Below are 10,855 nucleotides of genomic sequence, written 5' to 3'. Positions count from 1 at the left end.
TCTCACGGACCTTTTTCTTGGGGAACTGATGCGGATAATGCGGTACATAATGCAGTGGTTTTAGAAGAAATTGCTTATATGAATTTATTTACACGTCAACTTCGTCCTAATTTACAACCTATGCAACAAGATTTGTTGGATAAGCATTATTTACGTAAACATGGGAAGAATGCTTATTATGGGCAGTAGAATGAAAAAGGAGAAATTATGACTAAGCCATTATTACAAATAGCTCTTGATTCATTAAGCATAGAAAAAGCTATTCAGGATGTAAGACAAGTAGCAAATTTTGTTGACATAATTGAAGTTGGCACAATTCTTGCTTGTTCTGAAGGAATGAAAGCAATATCAATTATTCGATCATTATATCCTGATCATATTATTGTATGTGATTTTAAAACTACTGATGCAGGCGGGGTTTTAGCTAAAATGGCATTTGAAGCCGGCGCAGATTGGTTAACGGTATCTGCTGCTGCTCATCCTGCAACCAAATTAGCTTGTCAAGCTGTTGCAGAGGAGTTCAATATGCTCAATCCCCATTTAAAGAATAAAAAAGAAATTCAAATTGAATTATATGGAAATTGGACATTACAAGATGCGGAAAGTTGGATCAGTTCTGGTATTCAACAGGCTATTTATCATCGTTCTCGAGATGCGGAATTAGCTGGGAAAAGTTGGCAAAATGAAGATTTATTATTAATGAAAAATTTATCTGACTTAGGAATAGAGGTTTCGATAACTGGCGGTATTGTTCCTCAAGATATTCATCTATTTAAAGATATTAAAAATACTAAAGCTTTTATTGCGGGTAGAGCGTTAACAGGAGAAAATGGTATAGCAACGGCACAGCATATTTCTTCTGAAATTGAAAAATACTGGTAATTTTGACCGCAGTTTGTTCTATAGCATAACAATTGAATATGTGATTATAGTGATTGCTAATACCGGGCAATACTTTACTTTTGCTTAATACAACGTTACATACTCATGGTCACAAATTTTATTTAGTTGAAGAATTTGCAGTAATTATTTCTATAATAAAAATCTATAACTATTTATGAAGAATATGGTTATAATACGGTGGTTACGTAGAGTACGTTAAGAATATTTAATTATTGTTTTGGCTTTGTGACTAAGGATTACAATAAAATACGACTGCACTCAAGCAAAAGAATTTATAGGTAAAATAGACCAATAATTACAGTTCTTAACAGAACGTGAATTTTATTAGTAATATAATAGTTTATCCTATGATAGTTGGATACTTGATAAAAGATAGATGTGAATTTACCATCGAATAGGAAAATTAGAAATTAGGTTAGTTTTAAATTTTTAATAAATAATTAGCAATAAATTGGAGAATATTATGACAGATCGTCAACCACTCGCAAATGCGATACGTTTTTTAAGTATGGATGCGGTACAAAAAGCAAAATCAGGACACCCTGGTGCCCCAATGGGAATGGCGGATATAGCCGAAGTGCTATGGCGTGATTTTTTACATCATAACCCTACTAATCCTAAATGGGCTAACCGTGATAGATTTGTACTTTCAAATGGTCATGGTTCAATGCTGATTTATAGCTTACTTCATCTTTCTGGTTATGATTTGTCAATTGATGATTTAAAACAATTCCGTCAATTACATTCTAAAACACCAGGGCACCCTGAATATGGTTATGCACCAGGTGTAGAAACAACAACTGGACCTCTTGGGCAAGGTATCACTAATGCGGTTGGTATGGCGATTGCAGAAAAAACATTAGCTGCTCAATTTAACCGCGAAGGACATGATATTGTTGATCATTATACTTATGCATTTTTAGGTGATGGTTGCTTAATGGAAGGGATTTCTCATGAAGCTTGTTCATTAGCTGGTACATTGGGTTTAGGTAAATTAATAGCATTTTATGATGATAATAATATCTCAATTGATGGTGAGGTAGAGGGGTGGTTTACTGATAATACACAAAAACGTTTTGAAGCTTATGGTTGGCACGTTGTACCACAAATTGATGGGCATAATTCACAACAAATCATTGATGCAATTAAACAAGCTCAAGCTGAAAAAGACAAGCCGACATTAATTATTTGTAAAACGATTATTGGTTTTGGCTCACCAAATAAATCTGCTTCTCATGATTCTCACGGTGCACCATTAGGTGATGAGGAAATTGCGTTAACTCGTCAAGCATTAAATTGGAATTATGCTCCATTTGAGATTCCAGCCGATATTTATGCACAATGGGATGCAAAAGCAAAAGGTCAGAAACTTGAGCAAGATTGGAATACTAAATTTGTAGCTTATGAAAAAGCTTATCCAGAATTAGCAACAGAACTAGTGCGTCGTTTAAGTGGCGAGCTTCCATCAAATTGGGCTAAAGATAGCCAAGCATTTGTAGAGCAGTTACAAGCAAATCCTGCAAGTATCGCAAGTCGTAAAGCTTCACAAAATGCGATCGAAGCTTATGCAAAATTGTTGCCAGAGTTTTTGGGTGGTTCCGCAGATTTAGCGGGTTCAAACCTAACATTGTGGTCTGGTTCAAAACCAATCCGAGCGACTAAAAATACTGATGGAAATTATATTAACTACGGTGTTCGTGAATTTGGTATGTCAGCTATTATGAATGGTATTGCATTACATGGAGGCTTTATTCCTTATGGCGCGACATTCTTAATGTTCTATGAATATGCTCATAATGCGGTACGTATGGCAGCATTGATGAAACAGCGTACATTATTTGTTTATACCCATGATTCTATTGGATTAGGAGAGGACGGACCGACACATCAACCTGTTGAACAAACATCGGCGTTGCGTTTAATTCCTAATTTAGAAACATGGCGACCTTGTGATCAAGTTGAGTCAGCGATAGCATGGAAATCGGCAGTTGAGCGTCAAGATGGACCGAGTGCGTTAATTTTCACTCGTCAAAATTTAACACAAATGGACCGCACTTCTGAGCAATTAGCCAATGTTGCTCGTGGTGCTTATGTGTTAAAAGATTGTGTTGAAACACCTGATTTAATCTTTATTGCAACAGGATCTGAAGTTGAGTTAGCGGTGAAAGCAGCAGAACAACTTACTGCCGAAGGTAAAAATATTCGTGTTGTATCAATGCCATCAACGAATGTATTTGATAAACAAGACGAAGCATACCGTGAAAGTGTGTTACCAAGTTCAGTGACTAAACGTGTAGCGATTGAAGCTGGTATTGCAGATTTTTGGTATAAATATGTTGGTTTTGGTGGTCGTGTCGTTGCTATGAATAGTTTTGGTGAGTCTGCACCAGCAGATCAACTCTTCAAGCTTTTCGGCTTTACTGTTGAAAATGTAGTAGCGAAAGCAAAAGAAATTTTATAAAAATTGATTTTATTATATTAAGGCGTATCTTAAGGTACGCCTTTATTGTATTTGTAATATTATTCTCCCCTTTTTTCTCTGTTATTTATCCGCTAAAATGCCATAAACTAAAAAACAATGGGACAAAATTATGCCGACTATTAGCGTTGCAATGATTGTAAAAAATGAAGAACAAGATTTAGCACAATGTTTAGATACTGTGAAAGATTGGGTTGATGAGATTGTTATTCTAGATTCGGGAAGTACGGATAATACGGAAAATATTGCAAGTCAATATGGTGCAAAATTTTATGTCAATACAGATTGGCAAGGTTTTGGTAAACAACGTCAATTAGCACAGCAATATGTTACTAGTGATTATGTATTGTGGTTAGATGCTGATGAACGTGTAACAGATGAGCTTAAACAATCTATTTTAAGTGCAGTAGAAAGTGATCTAGAAAATACAGTTTATGAATTACCTCGTTTAAGTGAGGTGTTTGGGCGTGAAATTCGCCATTCTGGTTGGTATCCAGATTATGTTACTCGTTTATATAAAACATCTTTTGCTCAATATGGTGATGAGTTGGTACATGAAAAGGTACATTTACCTAAAAATGCAGTAACTAGAAAATTATCAGGCGACTTATTACATTATACTTACAAGGATATTCATCATTATTTAGTTAAGTCGGCTAGTTATGCAAAAGCTTGGGCAGAACAAAAGAAAAATGCGGGGAAAAAAGCTACTTTATTTCAAGGAGTAACTCACGGGATTAGCTGCTTTATTAAAATGTATATTTTAAAAGCAGGCTTTTTAGACGGTAAGCAAGGATTTCTTCTGGCTATTCTCTCTAGCCATTCTACTTTTGTGAAGTATGCAGACTTATGGTTGAGAACAAATAATAAGTAATTGATGTATTTATTATAAATGGCAGAAACCATATAAATTTCTGCCATTTTTTTATGTTTCATATTATGAAAGCTATAATTCCCATTGTTTTTTTATAAAGGGGACGATACTTTTTAAAGCATTATTAATATCAATAAGGGTTAAATTCATTTGTGAGGCTTTATCTTTTGGTGGACAAAAAGCAATATGTTTATTTTCTGCGTTGATTGGTCGCCAGCGAATTGGGAGTGCTGAGCGACGACTAGGGTAGAAGCCAATAGTTGGGATATTTAATGCACCACTTAGGTGTAGTGGTCCTGTTGAACCTGCTATAAATAAATCTGCACAAGCTAATGAATAGGCAAAATTAACTAAACCGTTGTTTTTATCGTATATCATAACAGAAGGATTGTTGATAAGGTTGGCTAGTTGGTGTGCTTTTTCGCTTTCATTAGGACCAGCAGTTAAGATAATATAACAGTCAGAATGTGCTAATAAACCTTGTGCAAGTTGAGCATATTGCTCTAATGAGAGATTATTAGCAGATCCACCTGATCCACTATGAATAAAAATCCATTTTTTACTTGTACTTATGCCAAGTTGTTTTGCTAATAAATTTTTATGATTTTCGACCGCACTTTTTTCAAAACTAAGATAGGGTAATTCTGGCTCAACTATAGCTCGCTTATGTTCCTTGAGAAAGCATCTCGCTAAATCCATATTGTATTCATATTCTGCCTTTGCCGATTGAGAACGACGTTGCGTTAGGCGGTGATTATATAAAAACTGAAATAATTTTGTAGCTGGAGCGAGGCGGTAGCTGATTTTTGATTGCCAAGTGAGTTTTGCATTGTACCAATCAGAAACAAAACTGATTACAGCGTCAAACTTTTCTCCTTTAATCTCAGTTAATACGCGTTTAAACTCGGACTTATTTTTTTTATTTTTCGCATCAATGATAATTTCATCAATATAAGGACAGATTTTAGCTATTGGTGCAGTATAGTCTGGTACAAGTGCAGTGATTTTTAATTCGGGGCATGAGCATTTTAATAATGCTAATGCAGGAAAGGATAAAATAAAATCACCGAGTTTATCATTGCGGATTATAAGTAGCTTTTGCATTAAATTTAATCTCAATAAAAATTTTTATCATTTTAGCAAATTTAATTGAAGTTAGTTAGATAACAATCGTTAATTTTCTTTAAACTTGCTTTTTTCTAAAAAAAGAGTAAGATCCTTAGGCTTTTTGTCTATATTCACAGAGAAAAAAGTAAGCATTCCCACTCCTTCGATGTGGGTTTTCTTTTAGTTTAATTATTCAGAGGAAGGTTATGGTAACCATTCGTTTATCTCGTGGCGGTTCTAAAAAACGCCCATTTTATCAAATTGTTGTAGCTGATAGTCGTTGCCCACGTGACGGTCGTTTTATTGAGCGTATTGGCTTTTTTAACCCATTAGCAAATGGTAATGCAGAACGTCTTCGCATTGATTTAGACCGTGTTAATGACTGGGTTTCAAAAGGTGCGTCTTTATCAGTACGTGTTGCAACATTAGTTAAAGAAGCAAGCAAAGCTGCTTAATTGCAGAATTTGACTTTAAGGTGAATAATATGGAACAACAAAGAATAGAAGTAGTTGGCAAATTAGGCTCAACCTATGGTATTCGTGGTTGGTTACGTATTTATTCATCAACAGAACAAGCAGAAAGTATTTTTGAGTATAAACCTTGGTTTTTAAAAATTAAGGGCGTTTGGCAACGAACAGAATTAGAGACTTGGAAACATCATAATCACGAATTAATTGTGAAACTTAAAGGTATTGATGATCGTGAGGCTGCACAAGTTTTAGCGAATGTTGAAATCGGTGTAGATTTGTCGGTTTTTCCTGAATTGACTGAAGGCGATTATTATTGGCACGATTTAATTGGTTGCCAAGTAATTAATTTACAAGGTTATAAAATGGGAACAGTAACAGAAATGATGGAAACAGGATCTAATGATGTGTTAGTTGTTAGAGCAAATACCAAAGATGCTTTCGGTAAACAAGAACGATTAATTCCGTTTTTGTATGAACAAGTAGTTAAAAGAGTAGATCTCACCACAAAGACTATTGAAGTGGATTGGGACGCTGGTTTCTAAACTCAGGTATGCTGTTCGGCTTTGGCAGTAGCATTTAACACAAAAGGTAACTAACTATATGTGGATTGGGATTATTAGTCTTTTCCCTGAAATGTTCAAAGCTATTACAGAATTTGGGGTAACAGGACGAGCCGTTAAACAAAGTCTCTTACAAGTGCAATGTTGGAATCCTCGAGATTTTACCATTGATAAACATAAAACTGTTGATGACCGCCCTTATGGTGGTGGACCTGGAATGCTGATGATGGTACAGCCATTGAGAGAAGCAATTCGAGCTGCTAAAACAGAAGTAGGAGAAGGTGCTAAGGTAATTTATCTTTCACCACAAGGACGTAAACTAGATCAATCTGGAGTAGAAGAACTTGCTAAAAATCAAAAATTGATTTTAGTTTGTGGTCGCTATGAAGGGATTGATGAACGATTGATTGAAACAGAAATTGATGAAGAATGGTCAATCGGTGATTATGTTTTAACTGGAGGGGAATTGCCTGCAATGACATTAATTGATGCTGTTGCAAGATTTATTCCTGGTGTATTAGGAAAACAAGCCTCTGCTAAAGAAGATTCTTTTGCTGATGGTTTGTTAGATTGTCCACATTATACTCGACCAGAATTGTTAGACGACTTATCTGTACCACCAGTGCTGATGTCTGGTAATCATGAAGAAATTCGCAAATGGAGATTAAAAAAATCTCTTGAGAGAACATGGTTAAGACGCCCTGAGCTATTGGAAAGCCTAGCTCTGACTGACGAACAACGTAAGCTATTAGATCAAGTTAAACTTGAAAATAGTTAATCAGTTAAATCTAGGATTAAAAAGGTTTATTATTATGAGTAACATCATTAAACAAATCGAACAAGAACAATTAAAACAAAATATACCAAGCTTCCGCCCTGGTGATACTTTAGAAGTTAAAGTATGGGTTGTTGAAGGTAGTAAACGTCGTCTGCAAGCATTCGAAGGCGTGGTTATTGCAATTCGTAACCGTGGCTTGCACAGTGCATTCACTTTACGTAAAGTATCAAACGGTGAAGGTGTTGAGCGTGTATTCCAAACTCACTCACCAGTAATTGATAGTATTGCAGTAAAACGTAAAGGTGCGGTACGTCAAGCGAAACTTTACTACTTACGTGAGCGTTCAGGTCGTTCTGCACGTATCAAAGAACGTCTTGGTAAATAATTTTATATTATTTCTAAAAAGGCTTGGGATTATCCCCAAGCCTTTTTTATTGATATTTTATAAGTTGATAAAACGAATATTTTTGAATATGAGAGATAGATTTTTAATTTTATTTGAAATAATAGAATCGTTAGAAAAAGCGAATATTTTGATGATGGTCCCCCCGACCGGACTTGAACCAGTGACCAATCGATTATGAGTCGACTGCTCTAACCAACTGAGCTACGGGGGGAAGATTAGATGGAGGGCATTATAGAGAAATATCGTAATAAAGTCTATATGAAATAAATCATACGACTAAATTTCAATCAGATTAATAATCTATGTCTGCAAATAGAAATATCTCAGTTGCAGACATAATACTAATTAATGTGCTTGGTCCCAGTTTTCACCAATGCCGACATCAACAATTAATGGCACAACTAATTCTGAAGCTTTTTCCATTAAATTTTTAATTAACTTACTAAATTCTGCAATTTTTTCTGACCGCACTTCGAACACTAATTCATCGTGTACTTGCATAATCATCAGAATATCATCATTATTTCGGATTTCTTTATCAATAGCGATCATTGCTCGTTTGATAATATCAGCAGCCGAGCCTTGCATTGGAGCATTAATTGCCAAACGTTCAGCACCTTTACGACGCATTGCATTAGATGAATTAATATCAGGTAAGTATAGACGGCGACCAAATAAGGTTTCAACGTAACCTTGTGTTTTTGCTGTTTCACGAATATTGAGCATAAAATGCTGTACTTTAGGATAGCGTTGGAAGTAAAGATCCATATATTTTTGAGCATCATTTCTTGGAATACCTAATTGGCGAGAAAGTCCAAATGCACTCATACCATAAATTAGTCCAAAATTAATCGCTTTAGCACTACGGCGTTGTTCTGATGTTACTTCTTCTAGGGGTAATCCAAAAATCTCTGCCGCTGTGGAGCGGTGAATATCTTTTCCTTCTTTAAAGGCATTAATTAGTCCTTCATCTTTAGAAAGATGTGCCATAATGCGTAGTTCAATTTGGGAATAATCCGCAGCAAGAATGCTAAATCCTTCTCTTGCAATAAAGGCTTGGCGAATCCTCCGTCCTGCATCATTACGAATGGGAATATTTTGTAAATTTGGATCACTAGATGACAAACGTCCGGTACTGGTAATTGCTTGATGGTAGGAAGTATGAACTCGTCCAGTTTCTTTATTTACCATTTGTGGTAGTTTATCTGTGTAAGTTGACTTTAATTTACTCAATCCACGATGTTCTACTAATAATTTTGGCAATTCGTGTTCGTAGGCTAATTCTTCTAGAACTTCTTCATTAGTTGACGGTGCACCTTTTGGTGTTTTTTTGATTACAGGTAAGCCTAATTTATTAAATAAAATTTCTTGTAATTGTTTTGGTGAGGATAGATTAAAGGTTTCTCCAGCTAGCTCATAAGCTTGTTGCTCAATTTGAGATAAGCGGGTTGCAAATTCATTAGATTGTAAGAATAAGGCCTCAGTGTCAATTAGTACGCCATTACGTTCAATACGAGAAAGTACACTTAATAAAGGCAATTCAATGGTTTGAAACAGTTTGATTAATTTTGGCTCTTGTTGCAATTTTTCCCATAATACTTGATGTAACTTCATTGTTACATCTGCATCTTCCGCAGCATAGCGAGAGGCTTGCTCTAATGGGATTTGATTAAAGGTAAGTTGCCCTTTGCCTTTTCCTGCTATTTCTTCAAAGGTGATCGTATCATGGTCTAAATAGCGTTTAGCTAGATCGTCCATATTGTGACGCCCTGTGCTATCTAATACATAAGATTGTAGCATCGTATCTTGGGTAACGCCTTGAACATTAATATCATAACGAGCAAAAATTGTTAGATCATATTTGAAATTTTGTCCGACTTTTTGGATATTTGGATTTTCTAAAATCGGTTTTAATTGAGTAAGTGCGGTAGAAAAATCTAATTGTTTTTCTACATCAATATAATCGTGTCCTAAAGGTAAGTAAGCGGCTTCCCCATTTTCTAGAGCAAAAGAAATTCCTACTAGTTTTGCAGACATATAATCTAGGCTATCAGTTTCTGTATCTAGTGCGATCAATTTTGCATCGCTTAGTTTTTCACACCAAGTATCCAGTTGAATTTGTGTCAAAATACATTCATATTTATCACGATCTACAGAAATTTGTACCGCACTTTCAGTTTTTGAGAAAGTAGATTGTGAATAATTTATTTTTGTGGCTTGTGATGTGCCATTGGTGACCGAGCTTTCTCCTTCTATTACTTCATTCAACCATTTCTTAAATTCATAGCGACCAAAATATTCAATTAATTCGTCTTTATTCGCTTGACCTAAAGTGAGTTGTTCGGTTGTGATAGCTAATTCCACATCAGTTTTGATAGTGGCAAGAGCATAAGATAAATCGGCTTCTTTTTTGGCTGCATTTAATTTATCCGCTAAACTCTTTGCTCCACGAATGGGTAAAGTTGCCACTTTGTCTAAGTTAGCATAAATATCTGACATACTGCCGATACCTTGTAATAATCCTAAGGCAGTTTTCTCCCCCACACCTGGCACACCAGGAATATTATCTGAAGCATCACCCATTAATGCGAGATAATCAATGATAAGTACTGGTGGAATGCCATATTTTTCAATAACGCCTTCTGAATCTAATAATGTATTATTCATTGTATTAATCAGCATAATATTTTCATTAACTAGCTGTGCCATATCTTTATCGCCCGTGCTAATTAATACTTTTTTACCTTGTTCCGCAGCTTGTTTGGCTAATGTACCGATAACATCATCGGCTTCAACGCCTTCAATACAAAGTAATGGGATACCTAATGCTTTAATAATATTATGTAGTGGTAAAATTTGTTGACGTAAATCATCAGGCATTGGAGGGCGATGAGATTTATATTGTTCATACATTTCATCTCGGAAAGTTTTTCCTTTGGCATCAAATACTACGGCAATATGGCTAGGCTGTACTTGAGCGATTAAGCTTTTTAGCATATTTAATACACCATACATTGCACCTGTTGGTTCTCCAAGGGAATTAGTTAGTGGTCGTCCCGAGTTTTGAAAAACGTGGTAAGCTCGATATAAATAAGATGAACCATCAACAAGGACAAGGGGATTTTCTGCAATTTTAGCCATAATATTCTCTGTGTTAATTAGATTTAATTCGGGTATTATAGATGAAAATATACTGTTAGACTAATTTAATAATATGCGATCAGGGCTATTTAAGTATGGGGTTTTAGATAAATAAAAGACATTGAAATAGTTAGCTA

10 protein-coding genes and 1 tRNA gene are annotated in these 10,855 nt (G+C 35.3%); 8 read left to right on the top strand and 3 right to left on the bottom strand.

The features are described from left to right. The 4 genes from EV697_RS08115 to EV697_RS08100 form a co-directional block, all read left to right on the top strand. Positions 1–189 (top strand): class II aldolase/adducin family protein (locus EV697_RS08115; protein WP_341769865.1); only part of this gene is annotated, 189 nt, incomplete at its 5' end. Positions 190–207: 18 nt separating this feature from the next. Further along, a complete protein-coding gene (locus EV697_RS08110) occupies positions 208–882 on the top strand; it encodes a 3-keto-L-gulonate-6-phosphate decarboxylase UlaD (protein ID WP_132024482.1) in 675 nt (224 codons plus the stop codon). A gap of 484 nt (positions 883–1,366) precedes the next feature. Then, the gene (gene tkt, locus EV697_RS08105; RefSeq protein WP_132024480.1) at positions 1,367–3,364 is read left to right on the top strand and encodes a transketolase; all 1,998 of its coding nucleotides are present in this window, start codon (positions 1,367–1,369) and stop codon (positions 3,362–3,364) included. Positions 3,365–3,494: 130 nt separating this feature from the next. Further along, positions 3,495–4,256: a glycosyltransferase family 2 protein gene (locus tag EV697_RS08100; protein WP_132024478.1), complete on the top strand. Its 762-nt coding sequence runs from the start codon at positions 3,495–3,497 to the stop codon at positions 4,254–4,256. A 72-nt stretch (positions 4,257–4,328) separates the two neighbouring features. Here EV697_RS08100 and EV697_RS08095 read toward each other — a convergent pair whose 3' ends face one another. Beyond that, entirely contained in the window at positions 4,329–5,360 is a 1,032-nt protein-coding gene (locus EV697_RS08095; protein ID WP_132024476.1) for a glycosyltransferase family 9 protein, read from the bottom strand. Between the two features lie 209 nt (positions 5,361–5,569). On the opposite strand from EV697_RS08095, the gene rpsP reads away from it, so the two are divergent. Genes rpsP through rplS form a run of 4 tightly spaced genes read left to right on the top strand, consistent with a single transcriptional unit; the run spans position 5,570 to position 7,556 of the window. After that, positions 5,570–5,818: a 30S ribosomal protein S16 gene (gene rpsP / locus EV697_RS08090; RefSeq protein WP_132024474.1), complete on the top strand. Its 249-nt coding sequence runs from the start codon at positions 5,570–5,572 to the stop codon at positions 5,816–5,818. A gap of 29 nt (positions 5,819–5,847) precedes the next feature. After that, complete coding sequence (gene rimM / locus EV697_RS08085; protein WP_132024472.1) at positions 5,848–6,375, top strand: ribosome maturation factor RimM; 528 nt, start codon at positions 5,848–5,850, stop codon at positions 6,373–6,375. A gap of 58 nt (positions 6,376–6,433) precedes the next feature. Beyond that, positions 6,434–7,171, top strand: a complete 738-nt coding sequence (trmD, locus tag EV697_RS08080; protein WP_132024470.1) for a tRNA (guanosine(37)-N1)-methyltransferase TrmD — start codon at positions 6,434–6,436, stop codon at positions 7,169–7,171. Between the two features lie 34 nt (positions 7,172–7,205). Continuing rightward, positions 7,206–7,556, top strand: coding sequence for a 50S ribosomal protein L19 (gene rplS, locus EV697_RS08075; protein WP_132024468.1), 351 nt, complete (start codon positions 7,206–7,208; stop codon positions 7,554–7,556). A gap of 155 nt (positions 7,557–7,711) precedes the next feature. Here the strand turns inward: rplS and EV697_RS08070 are convergent. Next, positions 7,712–7,788: transfer RNA gene (locus EV697_RS08070), tRNA-Ile, on the bottom strand. Positions 7,789–7,922: 134 nt separating this feature from the next. Further along, positions 7,923–10,718: a DNA polymerase I gene (gene polA, locus EV697_RS08065; protein ID WP_132024466.1), complete on the bottom strand. Its 2,796-nt coding sequence runs from the start codon at positions 10,716–10,718 to the stop codon at positions 7,923–7,925. Between the last annotated feature and the right edge of the window lie 137 nt (positions 10,719–10,855).

The organism is Bisgaardia hudsonensis (assembly GCF_004345785.1).
Classification (GTDB): Bacteria; Pseudomonadota; Gammaproteobacteria; order Enterobacterales; family Pasteurellaceae; genus Bisgaardia; species Bisgaardia hudsonensis.
Note: the sequence above shows the minus strand (reverse complement) of the source record. Positions and strands in the feature narration are given on the sequence as shown.